The following is an 18,789-nucleotide window of genomic DNA, read 5'->3' as shown; positions in this document are numbered from 1 at the left end:
TAGTATCGTTTTTTATTTATTTTTATTGGGCAGTAACCACATTCAACATCTTTTGCGTTGCAATGATTGCAGCAACTGTTTGATCTGAATCTAATCCTCTCGTTTTAAATTCTTTTCCATGATTAGTCCATGTAATTATGGTTTCACATAATGCGTCGGAGCTACTTCCTGGCGGAATTCGCACAGCATAGTCAATTAATTTAGGCAGTTCCATTTTTTTACTTTTATAAATTTTTGCTAGAGCATTCATAAAAGCATCAAATTGTCCATCACCTTGAGCATGTTCTTCGATTACTTCACCATCTATTTTTAAACAGAGTGTTGTAGAAGGTCGCATTCCTTTGGCATGAACCAATACATAGGATTCCACTACAATTTTCTCTTCATAAGTTTGGCTGTCTAGAACATCAGAAATAATATAAGGTAAGTCTTCTTTGGTAACAGTCTCTTTTTTGTCGCCCAATTCAATGATGCGTTGGGTAACTAATTTTAGATCTTCGGGGTTTAATTTTAGCCCTAATTCCTGAAGGTTTTTTTCAATATTGGCTTTGCCAGATGTTTTTCCTAATGCATATTTTCGTTTTCTTCCAAAACGTTCCGGAAGTAAATCATTAAAATATAAATTATTTTTGTTGTCTCCATCGGCATGAATACCTGCAGTTTGAGTAAAAACGTTGTCACCAACAATTGGTTTGTTAGCAGGAATTCTATATCCTGTGAAAGTTTCTACCAATTTACTCACAGAATACAATGAAGATTCTTTTACATTGATTTTTATTTCTGGTAAAAAGTCATTGATTACAGCAACAGTGCTTTCAAGCGGTGCGTTTCCAGCACGTTCTCCCATTCCGTTTACCGTTACGTGAAGTCCTTGAATACCGGCTTTTACAGCTTCCATTACATTGGCAATACTTAAATCGTAGTCGTTGTGTGCATGAAAATCAAAATGAGTATTTGGGTATCTCGCTATAATTTTCGAAATGAATTCAAAAGTTTCAGAAGGGATTAAAACTCCTAAAGTGTCCGGTAGTAAAACTCTTTTGATCGGTTGTTTCGTCAAAAAGTCTAAATATTGAAATACATATTCAGGTGAATTACGCATCCCGTTACTCCAGTCTTCTAAATACACATTGGTCTCAATATTATTTTCTTGAGCTAATGCAATGGCTTGAGCAATTTCGGTAAAATGTTGCTCGGGCGTTTTCTTTAGTTGGTGGGTTAAATGGTTGAGGGATCCTTTGGTTAGTAAATTCTGGACTTTAGCTCCAGTTTTTTTCATCCAGTCTATTGAAAGTCCACCGTCAACAAATGTTAAAACTTCTATTCGGTTAGAGTACTCTTTCTCATTAGCCCAAGTCATTATGCCTTTTACTCCTTGAAATTCACCTTCGCTTACGCGTGCCGAAGCGATTTCAATTCTATCAATATTTAATTCTTCCAGTAACAATTGTGCAATGGTTAGTTTTTCTGCAGCAGAAAATGATACTCCCGAGGTTTGTTCACCATCACGGAGCGTCGTATCCATTATTTCAATTTTTCTTTTTGTCATATCGATTAAAATAAGTTGTAACAGTTTAAACTGTTGGTATTATTAAAAAAACAAATTACAAATACTAATTCAGGTATTGGAAATGTTTTATTTTTACTATTTGTAAATGTCTGTATGGGAAGGAATGTGATTATATTTTCCCTCGTACTTCATTTAATTTCATTGTCATGGAAATTGCTAAAGTTCCAATCCAATTATCGTATTCTTCAATTGCTTTTAATCGCAATTCGTTATTTAAATAACCTTCCTCAACCATTTGTTTTGAACCAGCTACTTTTGACCAAATTCCCATTTTAGATTTATAATCAGGTATTTCTTGATTATAGTGTTCATCTGAATTTATTTTTTCAATAGAATGGAATCCTACTTCTTCTAATAAATTAGGTAGGTCATCTGCAATTTCATTATTCATTCCAGCATCTTGTCTCCATTTCAAAAAGGTTTTGTAAAACTCTTGCATACTTTCTGGCGGCAACGGATTCCAATTTAGATTGGTATGATTGTAATCAAGAATTGAAATTTGACCATCAGGTTTTAACATTGATTTCATTTTAATCAAAGCCTCTTTTGGATTACTCAACCATTGTAAAGTTCTTGCTGAAACAATTAAATCATATTTTTCTTCTGAATTATATTCGAATAAATCAACTGAGATTAGTTCTAAATTGACAACGGACCGATACGTTTCTTGACCACTTAAAATAAAATTTTCAGAATTGTCAATTCCGGTAACTTTTCCGTTTTCTCCAACAATATTGGCAATATCTTTCGAGATAGCACCCGTTCCACAACCAACATCCAAAACATTCATTCCGGGCTTCAATATTTGAGTCAAATGTCTGTAGTCATTTGCCAGGCTTCTATTGTCAAATATCTTTGAGGCTTGTTGTCCGTCTCTTTGAATGTGTTTGTTAATTGCCATTATATAAATTGTGTTACTTGGAAATTATTATTTTTTATTTTCCAAAATCATCTCAAAATGTTCTACAACCGGGAAAGGGTCATAATAATGGTGAAGTAATTTTTTCCATTCTAAATATTGCTCAGATTCTCTGAAACCAATTGTGTGATCTTCTATTTTTTCCCAATCAACAAGCAGGATATATTTATTTTCCAGTTCGATACATTTTCTTAAACTATGGCCAACATATCCATTTATTGAGCTTATATGTTGTCCTGCAATTCCGAAATCTTTCTCAAACAGTAATTCTTCTCCTTTTTTTACATAAAGAATGGCAACTTCTAAAATCATATCTAATTTTTATTTATAGACCCGACAGGTTTTTTAAAATCTGTCGGGTCTCTTAACTAAATGTGATTTGTTTTTTAGTAAGGAAGCTTATTGGCAAACCCAACAATTTCTTCTTTGATGTTTTGTAAATAATCAATATCATCAAAACCGTTGACCATATTGTCTTTTTTGTATCCAGAGATATCAAAAGATTCTTTTTGACCAGTTGCTTTTAGCGTAATGGTTTGTTCCGGAAGATTGATTTCCAATTCTGTTTTTGGATCAGCTTCAATTGCATTGAAGATTGTTTCAGCAAATTCTGGACTAACTTGTACTGGTAAAACACCAATGTTTAAGCAGTTTCCTTTGAAAATGTCTGCAAAGAAACTAGAAACAACTGCACGAAATCCGTAATCGTAAACTGCCCAAGCTGCGTGCTCTCTTGAAGAACCAGAACCAAAGTTTTTTCCACCTACTAATATTTTTCCACTGTAAGTTGCGTCATTCAATACGAAATCTGCTTTTGGAGTATTATCTCCATTGTATCTCCAGTCTCTAAAAAGATTGTCTCCAAAAGCTTCACGTTTGGTAGCTTTCAAGAAACGTGCTGGGATAATTTGATCGGTATCCACATTTTCTATTGGTAGTGGCACTGCACTACTCGTAAGGATATTAAATTTATCGTATGCCATTGTGATTTATGATTTATGATTAACGATTTCTGATTTTTGATTTACCGCAAGGAAAATGTAATCGTAAACGTTAATATTATTTTGTATAATCTAAATTGTATATTGTAAACTGAATGCTGTAAAAGACATCTGTGATTTGAAGATTAACGAAATCCGAATTCAGAAATCGTTAATCTTCAATCTGAAATCTTTTAGAACAAATCTCTAGGATCTGTTAGTTTTCCAGTAACTGCTGCTGCAGCGGCCATAATTGGACTTGCCAATAATGTTCTTGAACCTGGACCTTGACGACCTTCGAAGTTTCTGTTTGAAGTACTTACTGCATATTTTCCTGCAGGTACTTTATCATCATTCATCGCTAAACAAGCGGAACAACCTGGCTGACGCAATACAAAACCAGCTTCAGTAAGAATGTCTAAAAGACCCTCTTCTTTAATCTGAGCTTCTACCACGTGAGAACCTGGAACTAACCAAGCCGTAACATTATCTGCTTTTTTTCTTCCTTTTACAATTTCTGTAAAAGCTCTAAAATCTTCAATTCTACCATTGGTACAACTTCCCAAGAAAACAAAATCAATTGGTTTGCCAATCATCACGTCATTTTCTTCAAAGCCCATGTAAGCTAAAGATTTTTTATATGTTTCCTCGCCACCTTCTACTTGGTTAGCGTTTGGAATATTTTTTGAGATACCAATTCCCATTCCAGGATTTGTACCATAAGTAATCATTGGTTCAATATCTGCAGCATTGATGTTTAATTCTGCATCAAAAATAGCATCAGCATCAGTTTTTAATGTTTTCCAATATTCAACTGCTTTTGTCCAAGCTTCGCCTTTTGGAGCGTATAATCTTCCTTCTAAGAAATCGAATGTTTTTTGGTCAGGAGCAATCATGCCACCACGAGCACCCATTTCGATACTTAAGTTACAAACAGTCATACGACCTTCCATAGACATGTTTTCAAAAACATCTCCTGCATATTCTGCGAAATATCCTGTACCTCCAGAAGTAGTTAATTGAGAAATAATATAAAGGGCAACGTCTTTTGGTCCCACACCTTTGCTTAACTCACCATTCACGTTGATGCGCATTTTCTTTGGTTTTGGTTGCATGATACATTGAGTAGCCATAACCATTTCTACCTCAGAAGTTCCGATACCAAAAGCAATAGCACCAAAAGCACCATGTGTAGAAGTGTGTGAATCTCCACAAACAATAGTTGCACCAGGTAAAGTAATTCCGTTTTCAGGACCTACTACGTGTACGATTCCATTTTTTTGGTGACCTAATCCCCAGTGAGAAATACCATATTCTGCTGCGTTGTCTTCTAATGCTTTTAATTGATTGGCAGATAAAGCATCAGCAACAGGCAAGTGTTGGTTTATTGTTGGTGTATTGTGATCGGCAGTTGCAAAAGTGCGTTCTGGGTATAAAACCGAAATCCCTCTTTCTTTTAAACCTAAAAAAGCTACAGGACTAGTAACTTCATGGATGAAATGACGGTCAATAAAAAACACATCTGGTCCATCTTCAATTTTACGCACAACATGCGAATCCCATACTTTGTCAAATAATGTAGTACTCATTTTAAATATTTTTTAAGTGTATTTCTTTTTTTACAACCAAATTATTTACATAAAGTTGTAACAATGGGAACAAATTTAAAAAAAGAAATAAGGTTGTCAATTTTAATATTTCATTATATACGATACCCAAACTGTTTTTACAACACCTTACCTCTTCTGTTATAGGTTTATAGTTTGAATGCCTTCTTTTTATTTTGATATTAAATTTCTTTTTAAAGCTATTTTTATTTTAAATATGTCCAATTTGATAATTTGCAAATTTATCGCTATTTTGGTGTAAACGAGGGTTTTTTGATTCAAAAAATATAACAAAACGAGTTAAAATAGTAATAATTAACAAAATTAGCATCGTGTTTTATTTTCTATAGAGTGCCTTTTTAGGGCTTTTTATATAACTAAAGCAGTATTTTTTTTGGGCTTTTATTTCAATTTGTTTTGGTGAAATACTACGACATCCAAAAAACACACAATGCGTTTATTTTTCTTTTTAATGGGGTGTTATTAAGTGATTTTATCCTAAAAGATGAAGTAATTCGTAGGGTGATTCTTAACGATTATTTTGAATTTTTTTGTTCGGATTTAGGTGTTATTCTATCTAAAAAAATCCTAAATTTGAAATTCATTTTTTGTGATTTTACAGAATTACAAACACTTCAATTCCAGCTATGTACTTAATATTCGATACCGAAACTACAGGATTACCAAAGCGTTGGGGCGCTCCCATTTCAGATACGGATAACTGGCCGCGTTGTATTCAAATCGCTTGGCAGTTACACGACGATATGGGTAAACTAGTCGAGCATCAGGATTATTTGGTGAAGCCCGAAGGGTTTAATATTCCGTATGACGCGGAACGAATTCACGGTATTTCTACGGAATTGGCGGAAGCCGACGGAATTTCGTTGGCAGAAGTTTTAGAAAAATTCAATATCGCTTTAGGCAAAGCCAAATTTATTGTCGGTCAGAATTTAGGTTTTGATATCAATATCATGGGTTGTGAATTTTATAGAATGGGGGTCGAAAGCCAAATGAGTTCCATGCCTATTCTGGATACGTGTACTGAAGTTACTGCTTCTTTATTGCGATTACCAGGTGGCCGAGGAGGTAAATTTAAATTGCCGACTTTAACTGAATTACACTCTTATCTTTTTAATAAACCCTTCGGTGAAGCCCATAATGCTACTGCCGATGTGGAGGCAACTACGCGTTGTTTCTTGGAATTAATTCGTCGAGATGTTTTCACTAAAGAAGAACTCGATGTAGAAATTGGTTATTTTAAAGATTTCCAAAATAAGAATCCACATGAGATTCAGCTTATAGGATTAAAGCATATCAATCTTAAGGAGGCCTCCGAAAAAATTCGCCAGCAGTTTGGAGAGAAACAAGCTCCGGCCGTTTCAAGAGAAGAACTTTCTGAGAATAAAAAGGTACTTATTGATACTGATTTTGTGCATTTGCACAATCACACCCAATTTTCGGTGTTGCAGTCTACTATTAGTATTGCAGCATTAGTAAAAGCGGCGGCACAACAAAAAATGCCTGCGGTTGCCATGACGGATCATGCGAATTTGATGGGTGCTTTTCATTTTGTTCGCGATATTTTATACCATAATAAAGCCGCTGAAGCCAAGAATAAAGCCGCTGTCGCAAATGGTGAAGAACCGACAGAAGTCCAGATGAAACCGATTGTAGGTTGCGAATTTTTTGTATGTGAAGACCATAACAATAAGTCGGTTAAAGACAATGGGTATCAAATAGTACTTTTGGCGAAGACTAAAAAAGGCTATCATAATTTGGCTAAAATGTCTTCCATCGCGTATACCGAAGGTTTTTATTATGTGCCAAGAATAGACAGGAAAGTTATTCAGGAATTCAAAGAAGATATTATTGTTTTGTCTGGAAACCTTTATGGCGAAATCCCAAACAAGATTTTAAATATTGGTGAAAACCAAGCCGAAGAAGCCTTGATTTGGTGGAAAAATGAGTTCAAGGAAGATTTTTATATTGAGGTGATGCGTCACAATCAGGAAGATGAGAATCGAGTGAATGCATCTTTGATTTCATTGGCAAGAAAGCATGATGTCAAGATTATAGCGACGAACAATACTTTTTATATAGACAAAGAAAATTCGAATGCACACGATATTTTGCTTTGTGTGCGTGACGGTGAAAAACAGACAACGCCTATAGGTCGTGGTCGTGGGTATCGTTATGGATTGCCCAATCAGGAATACTATTTCAAGTCGGGAGACGAAATGAAACAGCTTTTTGCAAATTTACCAGAAGCGATTTCTAATATTTCGGAGATTGTTGATAAAATTGAAATTTTCGATTTGGCTCGTGAAGTTTTATTGCCAAAATTTGAAATTCCGGTTGAATTTAATAATCCTGAAGATGCAGTTGATGGCGGAGTACGAGGTGAAAATGCGTATTTAAGGCATTTGACTTTTGAAGGAGCCAATCGCCGTTACAAGGAAATTACACCTGAAATTCAGGAACGACTGGATTTTGAATTATTAACGATATCCAATTCCGGTTATCCGGGATATTTCCTGATTGTACAGGATTTAATTGCTGAAGCGAGAAGTATGGGCGTTTCAGTAGGACCTGGTCGGGGCTCTGCTGCGGGCTCGGTGGTGGCGTATTGTTTGAAAATCACCAATATTGACCCGTTAATGTACAATCTGCTTTTTGAGCGTTTCCTAAACCCCGATCGTGTGTCACTACCCGATATTGATATCGATTTTGATGATGAGGGAAGAAGCAGCGTTATGGATTATGTGATCAGAAAATACGGCTCGAAACAAGTGGCGCAAATTATTACCTATGGTAAAATGGCAACGAAATCGGCTATTCGAGATACCGCCCGTGTTTTGGATTTACCTTTATTCGAAGCCGATAAAATTGCAAAATTGATTCCAGGTATGATGCCTTCCAAGTGGAATTTAGCGCGATTTTTGAATGAAAAAGAAGATATAATCAAGAAGGCCGTTCGTCCGGAAGAATACGATAAAATAAAAGAATTAATAGGTCTTGCTAATGAAAGCGATTTGGGTGGGGAAACCATTCAGCAGGCCAAAGTTTTAGAAGGGAATCTAAGAAATACAGGAATCCACGCTTGTGGGGTGATTATTACACCAAGCGATATTACGAATTTTGTTCCTGTGGCTACCGCCAAAGATTCCGATTTGTATGTGACTCAATTTGATAACTCGGTCGTAGAAAGTGCCGGTTTGTTGAAGATGGACTTCTTGGGTTTGAAAACCCTAACGTTGATAAAAGATACCGTTAAATTAGTAAAATACAGAACTGGAATCGACCTCAATCCCGATGAATTCCCGATTGATGATTTGAAAACATATGAGCTTTTTCAACGAGGAGAAACGGTAGGGATTTTCCAATATGAGAGTCCCGGAATGCAGAAATACATGAAGGAATTAAAACCGACGGTATTTCCCGATTTGATTGCCATGAATGCGTTGTATCGTCCAGGACCGATTGCCTATATCCCGAGTTTTATTAAACGGAAAAATGGGGAAGAGCCTATCGAATATGATTTGGATGACTGCGAAGAATTACTGAAAGACACCTACGGAATTACCGTTTACCAAGAACAAGTAATGCTTTTGTCCCAGAAACTGGCAGATTTCTCCAAAGGTGATGCCGACGTTTTGCGTAAAGCGATGGGGAAAAAGATGATTGATGTTTTGGCAAAAATGGAGCCAAAATTCATCTCGCAAGCCATGGCAAAAGGACATGCTAAAGATAAATTAGAGAAAATTTGGAATGACTGGAAAGCTTTTGCGGAATACGCGTTTAATAAATCGCACTCGACTTGTTATGCATGGATTGCCTACCAAACGGCATTTTTGAAAGCCAATTATCCAGCCGAATATATGGCTGCGGTTTTGTCTAATAATATGAGTGATATCAAGCAGGTTTCTTTCTTTATGGAGGAATGCAAGCGTATGGGATTACAGGTTTTAGGTCCTGATGTGAATGAGTCGTTTTATAAATTTACCGTAAATGATAATTATGCGGTGCGTTTTGGAATGGGGGCCGTAAAAGGTGTTGGATCTGGAGCTGTGGCTACGATTGTTGAGAATAGAAAAGATGGAAGATACAAGTCGATTTTTGATTTGACCAAACGTATTGATTTGCGTGCAGCGAATAAAAAAGCATTGGAGAATCTGGTTTTGGCTGGAGGATTCGATTCGTTTTTAGGGACAACGAGAGCGCAATATTTTCATGATGATGGTGATGGAATTACCTTTTATGAAAAAGCGATTCGGTATGGAGCTAAATTTCAGGAAAATGAAAATTCATCGCAAGTGAGTTTGTTTGGGGATACCAGCGAAGTGCAAATTGCGGAACCGGTTGTGCCGCCTTGCGAGGATTGGAGTACGATGGAAAAACTTGCCAAAGAGAAAGAGGTTGTTGGGATCTACATCTCGGGGCATCCTTTAGACGATTTTAAATTTGAAATGAAGTATTTCTGCAATTCGAAATTGGAAATGCTTAAAAACATGGAGCTTTACGTGGGTAAAACCCTTGCTTTTGGAGGTATTGTTTCTAATGTACAAAGACGGATAGCCAAAAACGGTAAGGAATGGGCGATTTTTAACTTAGAAGGTTTTGACGAAAGTTTTGAATTTAAAATATTTAATGAAGAGTACCTGAATTTTCATCGATACTTGCTGCCTAATAATTTTGTTTATTTTAAAATCCTGATTAAAGACGGATGGGTTAATAGAGAAACTGGAAAAAAATCCGAACCAAGAATGCAGTTTACTGATGCAAAACAATTACAGGATGTATTGGATATTTACGCTAAGAAATTAATCTTGCTTTTGAACATATCAGATTTAGAAAATGATTTTATCCATAAATTAAGCCACCTCTTTCAAGAAAATAAAGGAGACAATACGGTTTCTTTTGAAATTATGGAACTGGAGAAAATAAAACGACTAGTTACCGTAGCTCCTGTTGAAATAGAAAATGAGGAAGAAGTTTTTGTCGATGAAAATGAAGATTCTGAAATGGAAGCTCTCGAAATTCCAGAGATAAATACTGAAGCAAAAGTGGAAGAAGTCGAAGAAATTAAGGTTGTAACCAAGTTGACGATGCCGAGCAGAAAATTGAAAATCAAAATTTCGAATGAATTGTTGGTAGAGCTGGAGAAAATGCAGATTAACTTTAAGTTGAATTAGAGCACAATGCCCTAGCCCTGATGGAAGCGACATCCTTTCCTTGCCTTCTTTAGGCAAGGAAAGGATGTCGCTTCCATCAGGATATAGCTCCTGAATTTACTGAAAATAGCAATTGACAATACACTTATAATCAAAACTAATTTATGAATGGCGTTTGATTAGTTTTTAATTTCTAAATTTGTACTCAGGTTTGAAACCTTAAACATTTAAATAAAAAAATATGGCATTAGCAATAACAGACGCTACTTTTGATGAAGTAGTTTTGAAATCAGACAAACCGGTAATGGTGGATTTTTGGGCAGCATGGTGTGGACCTTGTAGAATGGTTGGACCAATCATTGACGAAATCAGCGAAGAATACGCAGGAAAAGTAGTAGTGGGAAAAGTTGACGTTGACGCAAACCAAGAATTTGCTGCAAAATACGGAGTGAGAAATATTCCAACTGTGTTGGTTTTTCATAACGGAGAAGTAGTAGGAAAACAAGTAGGAGTTGCTCCGAAACAAACCTACGCAGATAGTTTAGACGCTTTGTTGTAATCGATAGATTATGATTTACATAGAATCTGTACGGATTCAGATAAAAGGTTTGGCGAAAGTCAGGCCTTTTTTTTGTTTAAGCTGAATTTATTTAAGCTTCCCGATTTAGTTTTATTTCTCTAATATTTTAATTTTTAAATCATTCCATCTTTTACTACATTTGAGATATGAAGATTGAATCGCAAATAGAGAAAATTTCCAGTTTTCAGCATCTTGAATTGCTGGCCAATCAGGTTGTGGAGGGTTTTATTTCGGGCATGCATAAAAGTCCGTTTCATGGATTTTCGGCAGAATTTGCGGAGCATAAGGTCTATAATGTGGGTGAAAGCACTAAACACATCGATTGGAAGTTATTTGCCAAAACGGATCGTTTGTATACGAAACGATTTGAGGAAGAGACGAATTTACGTTGCCACATCATCATCGATAATTCCTCTTCGATGCATTATCCTAAATTAAAAGACAGTCAGCAATTCTATGAAAACAAAATTGGCTTCTCGGTTTTGGCTTCGGCAGTTTTAATGAATCTTTTAAAGAAGCAACGCGATGCTGTGGGACTAAGTGTGTTTTCGGACAAATATGAGTATTACGCGCCTGAAAAAGGCAGCGATCGCCATCACAGAATGATTTTGAACGCACTTGAAGGACTGCTGGAAAAACCTACAGTCAAAAAAAGTACTGATACTATTACATTCTTACACCAAATAGCCGAGAAAATCCACCGTCGTTCGATGATTATCCTATTTACGGATATGTTTCAGTCCGGTTCTGATACATCTGGAGAAGAAGCACTATTTAATGCCCTGCAACATTTGAAACACAACAAGCATAAAGTGGTTTTATTTCATGTTGTGGATAACAAAACGGAGCTGAATTTTGACTTTGACAATGCGCCAAGAAAGTTTATTGATGTAGAATCGGGTGAAGAAGTAGCAGTTTTTGCAGATAATGTAAAAGAAGAATACGAAAAACAGGCAGAAAGTTACTTCAAGAAGCTGGCGTTAACCTGCGCGCAAAACCGAATAAAGTACATTCCGGTAAGTGTAGGTGAAAGTTTTGAAAAAATTTTAATGGCATACTTAGTTGAAAAACAAAACTTTGGGTGATACGGCGAATTTTTATCAAATATTTTTTCAAAAAACGCTTGCGTAAACGGAAATCTATTGTATCTTTGCCACCGCAATAAAGCAGCAGGTTTGGTAGTTCAGTTGGTTAGAATACATGCCTGTCACGCATGGGGTCGCGGGTTCGAGTCCCGTCCAGACCGCTAATATTGGGGAAAGCCTTTCGTAACTGAAAGGCTTTTTTGCCCCAATAAGGTATCTAAAGCTAGTTGTGTTGTTTGCTGCGAATTTGTAACTCGTAGCGGGTTTAGTAGTTAGACCAATGAAAAGCTTTCCACTTTTGTGGATAGCTTTTTTGATTAAAAATAAAGCAGGTTTGGTAGTTCAGTTGGTTAGAATACATGCCTGTCACGCATGGGGTCGCGGGTTCGAGTCCCGTCCAGACCGCTAGATTTAAGAAAGCCTTTCGTAACTGAAAGGCTTTTTTGATTTCAGGAAGTTTGTAGGTTAAAGCGAATTAATTAGGAGTAATCCTAAAATCTGTGGAGTGATGGAAATTTAGTACGTGTTATTAGTCTAAAAGGTTTAAATTCTATAGGATTGTTTGTTATAAGGTTTTTTGGATTTAATTCATAATCCTTATATTGATTCACGGGAATCCAAAGCAATACGTTTCGATTAAAATAGTTATTTGGGCGCTCCCCATTATAAAAAAGAGGCAACTATCATTATGGGTAGTTGCTTCTTTTGTTATAATGGGTCGGGCTATTCGCTGCAAGTCCTCGAAAAATTCCATTTCATTTCATTTTTCTGTGGGCTTTTCGCTGCTATCCCTAGCGCGGGTACTGTTTCAATCGAGTTTATTATTTCGCCGAAGGAGAAATCTTCATGACCAATATTAATATTGTGTCCTTATATATAGGAGCGAAGTATCAACTATTCTGAGTCCCTATATATAATGATAGCTATTAATCCTATCTATTTCGTCACCCTCTCCTTCGGAGAGGGCCGGGGAGAGGAAAAAAAGTTTAGTTTCAAGATTCATGTTTTCAGCGAGTTAAATCCAAGATTAAAGAAACATTAAAAAAAGTGTTTAAAAAAGCTTGTAAAAGGGAATAAAGGAGCTACTTTTGCACCCGCAATGACGCAGAGGTTCTTTAATATACTGGCAAGTAAAACGAATTAAACAAGAAAATTTATTTTCTAAAAAAGATTCAGAAAAGCTTGTGAGATTAGAAAACGCTTACTACATTTGCACCCCGCAAAACAAGCGAAGTTCCTTGAAAGACTGATAAGAAAACGAGAAGAAATTGGGAATAAAAATTTCCAAAAAAAACTTCAAAAATTTCTTGCCAGTTAAGAAAAGAAGTTGCACTTTTGCACCCGCTTTGAGAAACACTTTAAGGAGAGTTAACAAGGTAAATAAACTGAAATAAGATTCAGTTTAAAATAAAGCAGAACACGTTCCTAGACATATTGAATTGACAGCCGTTTTGAAAGAGATTTCAAAACAAAAGAATAAGAGTAATAGAATCGATAGATTTGAAAAAACCACTAGAATTTAGTCGAATATAAAAAAGAGTTCAAATTTATTTGGATTCGCACAATATACGATGAAGAGTTTGATCCTGGCTCAGGATGAACGCTAGCGGCAGGCTTAACACATGCAAGTCGAGGGGTATAGTTCTTCGGAACTAGAGACCGGCGCACGGGTGCGTAACGCGTATGCAATCTACCTTTCACAAAGGGATAGCCCAGAGAAATTTGGATTAATACCTTATAGTATAACCCAACCGCATGGTTGAGTTATTAAAGATTTATCGGTGAAAGATGAGCATGCGTCCCATTAGCTAGTTGGTAAGGTAACGGCTTACCAAGGCAACGATGGGTAGGGGTCCTGAGAGGGAGATCCCCCACACTGGTACTGAGACACGGACCAGACTCCTACGGGAGGCAGCAGTGAGGAATATTGGACAATGGGCGCAAGCCTGATCCAGCCATGCCGCGTGCAGGATGACGGTCCTATGGATTGTAAACTGCTTTTGTACAGGAAGAAACAGTTCTACGTGTAGAACCTTGACGGTACTGTAAGAATAAGGATCGGCTAACTCCGTGCCAGCAGCCGCGGTAATACGGAGGATCCAAGCGTTATCCGGAATCATTGGGTTTAAAGGGTCCGTAGGCGGTTTAGTAAGTCAGTGGTGAAAGCCCATCGCTCAACGGTGGAACGGCCATTGATACTGCTAAACTTGAATTATTAGGAAGTAACTAGAATATGTAGTGTAGCGGTGAAATGCTTAGAGATTACATGGAATACCAATTGCGAAGGCAGGTTACTACTAATGGATTGACGCTGATGGACGAAAGCGTGGGTAGCGAACAGGATTAGATACCCTGGTAGTCCACGCCGTAAACGATGGATACTAGCTGTTGGAAGCAATTTCAGTGGCTAAGCGAAAGTGATAAGTATCCCACCTGGGGAGTACGTTCGCAAGAATGAAACTCAAAGGAATTGACGGGGGCCCGCACAAGCGGTGGAGCATGTGGTTTAATTCGATGATACGCGAGGAACCTTACCAAGGCTTAAATGTAGATTGACCGGTTTGGAAACAGACTTTTCGCAAGACAATTTACAAGGTGCTGCATGGTTGTCGTCAGCTCGTGCCGTGAGGTGTCAGGTTAAGTCCTATAACGAGCGCAACCCCTGTTGTTAGTTGCCAGCGAGTCATGTCGGGAACTCTAACAAGACTGCCAGTGCAAACTGCGAGGAAGGTGGGGATGACGTCAAATCATCACGGCCCTTACGCCTTGGGCTACACACGTGCTACAATGGCCGGTACAGAGAGCAGCCACTGGGCGACCAGGAGCGAATCTATAAAACCGGTCACAGTTCGGATCGGAGTCTGCAACTCGACTCCGTGAAGCTGGAATCGCTAGTAATCGGATATCAGCCATGATCCGGTGAATACGTTCCCGGGCCTTGTACACACCGCCCGTCAAGCCATGGAAGCTGGGGGTGCCTGAAGTCGGTGACCGCAAGGAGCTGCCTAGGGTAAAACTGGTAACTAGGGCTAAGTCGTAACAAGGTAGCCGTACCGGAAGGTGCGGCTGGAACACCTCCTTTCTAGAGCCTAAATGTTAGTTAAGGATTAAGTTTTAAGGATTAAGTTTTAAGTTGAAAATGCTTACTACTTCCTACTTATTACTTATGAATAGCACTTTTAGGAAAGAAGACGAAAGTTCGAATTGGAAACAAATGTTGAAATTTTATTACTCTTGCTGTTAGTTCAAATAATACCATTTAAGAATAAGAGTGTCTCGTAGCTCAGCTGGTTAGAGTACTACACTGATAATGTAGGGGTCGACAGTTCGAGTCTGTCCGAGACAACTATTTAAACTTAAAAAATCCTGAAATAAATTCAGGATAAAAAGAAGAAATTCTAGAGTTGAGGCGTTATGAAAGTATTTCATAATTCATAATTCACAATTCATAATTAAAAAAGATTGGGGGATTAGCTCAGCTGGCTAGAGCGCCTGCCTTGCACGCAGGAGGTCAACGGTTCGACTCCGTTATTCTCCACGAAAAGAGTGATCAGCTTACAGTGGTCAGTACTCAGTTTCGACTGAATACTAAAAACTGAACACTGAACACTTGTTTTAAAGTTCATTGACATATTGAGATAAGAAAATAATAAAAAGTAGAAAGCATTTTCTGTAGATGCGTTGCATTGCAACGCATCTACAGAAGAAACGGTCCTAATTAATTTTAGGATTGGTACAATAAGCAAAATAAGGGCGTATGGGGGATGCCTTGGCTCTCAGAGGCGATGAAGGGCGTGATAAGCTGCGAAAAGCTACGGGGATTGGCACACACGATATGATCCGTAGATACCCGAATGGGGCAACCCACTATGTTGAAGACATAGTACACCGATAGGTGGGCAAACCCGCTGAACTGAAACATCTAAGTAGGCGGAGGAGAAGAAAACAAAAGTGATTCCGTAAGTAGTGGCGAGCGAACGCGGATTAGCCCAAACCAAAGTTGTTACGGCAATTTTGGGGTTGTAGGACCACGACATTTGTTGCGGATAGAATTAGAATCTACTGGAAAGTAGAGCCAAAGAAGGTGATAGCCCTGTATAAGTAATAGAAGATAACGATAGTGGTATCCTGAGTAGGGCGGGACACGAGAAATCCTGTCTGAATTTGGCGGGACCATCCGCTAAGGCTAAATACTCCTGAGAGACCGATAGTGAACCAGTACCGTGAGGGAAAGGTGAAAAGAACCGTGAATAACGGAGTGAAATAGATCCTGAAACCATACGCTTACAAGCGGTCGGAGCCCTTTCGTGGGGTGACGGCGTGCCTTTTGCATAATGAGCCTACGAGTTAACGTTGCTGGCAAGGATAAGTGGTTAAGCCACGGATCCGTAGCGAAAGCGAGTCTGAATAGGGCGCTTTAGTCAGTAGTGTTAGACGCGAAACCGTGTGATCTACCCATGGGCAGGATGAAGCGCTGGTAACACAGTGTGGAGGTCCGAACCGGTTGACGTTGAAAAGTCTTCGGATGACCTGTGGGTAGGGGTGAAAGGCCAATCAAACTCGGAAATAGCTCGTACTCCCCGAAATGCATTTAGGTGCAGCGTTATGCGTAAAGTTATATAGAGGTAGAGCTACTGATTGGATGCGGGGGCTTCACCGCCTACCAATTCCTGACAAACTCCGAATGCTATATAATGTTTCATAACAGTGAGGGCTTGGGTGCTAAGGTCCAAGTCCGAGAGGGAAAGAACCCAGACCATCAGCTAAGGTCCCCAAATATACGCTAAGTTGAAAGAACGAGGTTTGTCTGCCCAGACAGCTAGGATGTTGGCTTGGAAGCAGCCATTCATTTAAAGAGTGCGTAACAGCTCACTAGTCGAGCGGACGAGCATGGATAATAATCGGGCATAAGCGTATTACCGAAGCTATGGATTTGTAATTTATTACAAGTGGTAGGGGAGCATTCTAACAGGGTAGAAGGTGTGTCGTAAGGCATGCTGGACTGGTTAGAAAAGAAAATGTAGGCATAAGTAACGATAATGCGGGCGAGAAACCCGCACACCGAAAGACTAAGGTTTCCACAGCTATGCTAATCAGCTGTGGGTTAGTCGGGACCTAAGGCGAACCCGAAAGGGACAGTCGATGGACAACGGGTTAATATTCCCGTACTAGTTATTACTGTGATGGGGTGACGGAGTGATGAAAGCGCCGCGAACTGACGGAATAGTTCGTTGAAGTACCTACCTATAAGCTGCGCAGGCAAATCCACGCGGCTTGGGGAAATACGATAGTACTCGGAGTCTTCGGACAAAGAGATAGTGCGCCTAAGGGCTTCCAAGAAAAACCTCTAAACTTCAGGTAATAAGTACCCGTACCGCAAACCGACACAGGTAGTCGAGGAGAGAATCCTAAGGTGCTCGAGAGATGCATGGCTAAGGAATTAGGCAAAATAGACCCGTAACTTCGGGAGAAGGGTCGCCAGCAGCAATGCTGGCCGCAGTGAAGAGGTCCAGGCGACTGTTTATCAAAAACACAGGGCTCTGCAAAATCGTAAGATGAAGTATAGGGCCTGACACCTGCCCGGTGCTGGAAGGTTAAGAGGAGATGTTATCTTCGGAGAAGCATTGAATTGAAGCCCCAGTAAACGGCGGCCGTAACTATAACGGTCCTAAGGTAGCGAAATTCCTTGTCGGGTAAGTTCCGACCTGCACGAATGGTGTAACGATCTGGACACTGTCTCAGCCATGAGCTCGGTGAAATTGTAGTAGCGGTGAAGATGCCGCTTACCCGCAGTGGGACGAAAAGACCCTGTGCACCTTTACTATAGCTTAGTATTGACCTTGGATAAATGATGTGTAGGATAGGTTGGAGACTGTGAAGTGGCGTCGCTAGGCGTTGTGGAGTCATTGTTGAAATACAACCCTTTGTTTATCTGAGGCCTAACCCCGTAATGCGGGGGACATTGCTTGGTGGGTAGTTTGACTGGGGTGGTCGCCTCCAAAAGAGTAACGGAGGCTTCTAAAGGTTCCCTCAGTACGCTTGGTAACCGTGCGTAGAGTGCAATGGCATAAGGGAGCTTGACTGAGAGACATACAGGTCGATCAGGTACGAAAGTAGAGCATAGTGATCCGGTGGTTCCGCATGGAAGGGCCATCGCTCAAAGGATAAAAGGTACGCCGGGGATAACAGGCTGATCTCCCCCAAGAGCTCATATCGACGGGGGGGTTTGGCACCTCGATGTCGGCTCGTCACATCCTGGGGCTGGAGAAGGTCCCAAGGGTTGGGCTGTTCGCCCATTAAAGTGGCACGCGAGCTGGGTTCAGAACGTCGTGAGACAGTTCGGTCTCTATCTACTGTGGGCGCAAGAAATTTGAGTGGATCTGATTCTAGTACGAGAGGACCGAATTGGACAAACCTCTAGTGTATCTGTTGTCACGCCAGTGGCATCGCAGAGTAGCTACGTTTGGAAGGGATAAGCGCTGAAAGCATATAAGCGCGAAACCCACCACAAGATGAGATTTCTTTTAAGGGTCGTAGGAGATGACTACGTTGATAGGCTATAGATGTAAAGGCAGTAATGTCATAGTCGAGTAGTACTAATAACCCGTAAGCTTATGTACGCTTTTCCCCGGGGCAACCCGGGGAAGAAACTTTCTAATACTTTTTGTTTTCTTTATCTCAGTATGTTAAGATATTATGTAATTGATGTTTATTTTACAATATAAACAACATTACAGTAATTGCCCAAAGCAATTATAACCTCTTAAGGTGGTTATTGCGGCGGGGCTCACCTCTTCCCATCCCGAACAGAGTAGTTAAGCCCGCCTGCGCAGATGGTACTGCAGTTATGTGGGAGAGTATGTCGTCGCCTTTCTTT

Annotated in this window: 8 protein-coding genes, 4 tRNA genes and 3 rRNA genes; 10 read left to right on the top strand and 5 right to left on the bottom strand. The window is 39.1% G+C overall.

Annotated elements, in window-relative coordinates; genetic code table 11:
- Positions 1-22: 22 nt before the first annotated feature.
- The 5 genes from OA85_RS13660 to leuC form a co-directional block, all read right to left on the bottom strand.
- Positions 23-1,549 (bottom strand): alpha-isopropylmalate synthase regulatory domain-containing protein, encoded by a 1,527-nt coding sequence (locus OA85_RS13660; RefSeq protein WP_039110352.1) that lies wholly within the window; start codon positions 1,547-1,549, stop codon positions 23-25.
- 130 nt (positions 1,550-1,679) lie between these two features.
- Positions 1,680-2,471: a methyltransferase domain-containing protein gene (locus OA85_RS13655; protein ID WP_039110351.1), complete on the bottom strand. Its 792-nt coding sequence runs from the start codon at positions 2,469-2,471 to the stop codon at positions 1,680-1,682.
- Between the two features lie 27 nt (positions 2,472-2,498).
- Positions 2,499-2,801, bottom strand: a complete 303-nt coding sequence (locus OA85_RS13650) for an antibiotic biosynthesis monooxygenase (protein ID WP_039110350.1) — start codon at positions 2,799-2,801, stop codon at positions 2,499-2,501.
- Positions 2,802-2,875: 74 nt separating this feature from the next.
- The gene (leuD, locus tag OA85_RS13645; protein WP_039110349.1) at positions 2,876-3,472 is read right to left on the bottom strand and encodes a 3-isopropylmalate dehydratase small subunit; all 597 of its coding nucleotides are present in this window, start codon (positions 3,470-3,472) and stop codon (positions 2,876-2,878) included.
- A 191-nt stretch (positions 3,473-3,663) separates the two neighbouring features.
- Positions 3,664-5,058 (bottom strand): 3-isopropylmalate dehydratase large subunit, encoded by a 1,395-nt coding sequence (leuC, locus tag OA85_RS13640; RefSeq protein ID WP_039110348.1) that lies wholly within the window; start codon positions 5,056-5,058, stop codon positions 3,664-3,666.
- A 665-nt stretch (positions 5,059-5,723) separates the two neighbouring features.
- Between leuC and dnaE the strand changes: the two genes are divergently transcribed.
- From dnaE to rrf, 10 genes are all read left to right on the top strand, one after another.
- On the top strand, positions 5,724-10,268 hold the full coding sequence (gene dnaE / locus OA85_RS13630; protein WP_039110346.1) for a DNA polymerase III subunit alpha: 4,545 nt from the start codon (positions 5,724-5,726) through the stop codon (positions 10,266-10,268).
- Positions 10,269-10,488: 220 nt separating this feature from the next.
- Positions 10,489-10,806 (top strand): thioredoxin, encoded by a 318-nt coding sequence (gene trxA / locus OA85_RS13625; protein WP_035668578.1) that lies wholly within the window; start codon positions 10,489-10,491, stop codon positions 10,804-10,806.
- A 167-nt stretch (positions 10,807-10,973) separates the two neighbouring features.
- Complete coding sequence (locus tag OA85_RS13620; RefSeq protein ID WP_039110345.1) at positions 10,974-11,912, top strand: DUF58 domain-containing protein; 939 nt, start codon at positions 10,974-10,976, stop codon at positions 11,910-11,912.
- A gap of 87 nt (positions 11,913-11,999) precedes the next feature.
- Positions 12,000-12,073, top strand: a tRNA-Asp gene (locus OA85_RS13615).
- 170 nt (positions 12,074-12,243) lie between these two features.
- Positions 12,244-12,317, top strand: a tRNA-Asp gene (locus OA85_RS13610).
- A 1,163-nt stretch (positions 12,318-13,480) separates the two neighbouring features.
- Positions 13,481-14,994 (top strand): 16S ribosomal RNA (locus tag OA85_RS13605).
- A gap of 190 nt (positions 14,995-15,184) precedes the next feature.
- A tRNA-Ile gene (locus OA85_RS13600) sits at positions 15,185-15,258 on the top strand.
- 118 nt (positions 15,259-15,376) lie between these two features.
- A tRNA-Ala gene (locus OA85_RS13595) sits at positions 15,377-15,450 on the top strand.
- Positions 15,451-15,648: 198 nt separating this feature from the next.
- Positions 15,649-18,532, top strand: a 23S ribosomal RNA gene (locus tag OA85_RS13590).
- A gap of 144 nt (positions 18,533-18,676) precedes the next feature.
- Positions 18,677-18,786, top strand: a 5S ribosomal RNA gene (gene rrf / locus OA85_RS13585).
- Together the 16S, 23S and 5S rRNA genes with 2 tRNA genes alongside form the textbook arrangement of a ribosomal RNA operon.
- Positions 18,787-18,789 lie beyond the last annotated feature (3 nt).

The organism is Flavobacterium sp. AED (assembly GCF_000812945.1).
Classification (GTDB): Bacteria; Bacteroidota; Bacteroidia; order Flavobacteriales; family Flavobacteriaceae; genus Flavobacterium.
The sequence above is the reverse complement of the archived record's forward strand: the minus strand, read 5'-3'. Positions and strand labels throughout refer to the sequence as shown.

What these genes read in the sequence shown, in the direction of transcription:
- dnaE (WP_039110346.1), top strand. Translation starts at nt 5,724, where the DNA reads ATGTACTTAATATTCGATACCGAAACTACAGGATTACCAAAGCGTTGG.
- trxA (WP_035668578.1), top strand. Translation starts at nt 10,489, where the DNA reads ATGGCATTAGCAATAACAGACGCTACTTTTGATGAAGTAGTTTTGAAA.
- leuD (WP_039110349.1), bottom strand. Translation starts at nt 3,472, where the DNA reads ATGGCATACGATAAATTTAATATCCTTACGAGTAGTGCAGTGCCACTA.
- OA85_RS13620 (WP_039110345.1), top strand. Translation starts at nt 10,974, where the DNA reads ATGAAGATTGAATCGCAAATAGAGAAAATTTCCAGTTTTCAGCATCTT.
- OA85_RS13650 (WP_039110350.1), bottom strand. Translation starts at nt 2,801, where the DNA reads ATGATTTTAGAAGTTGCCATTCTTTATGTAAAAAAAGGAGAAGAATTA.
- OA85_RS13655 (WP_039110351.1), bottom strand. Translation starts at nt 2,471, where the DNA reads ATGGCAATTAACAAACACATTCAAAGAGACGGACAACAAGCCTCAAAG.
- leuC (WP_039110348.1), bottom strand. Translation starts at nt 5,058, where the DNA reads ATGAGTACTACATTATTTGACAAAGTATGGGATTCGCATGTTGTGCGT.
- OA85_RS13660 (WP_039110352.1), bottom strand. Translation starts at nt 1,549, where the DNA reads ATGACAAAAAGAAAAATTGAAATAATGGATACGACGCTCCGTGATGGT.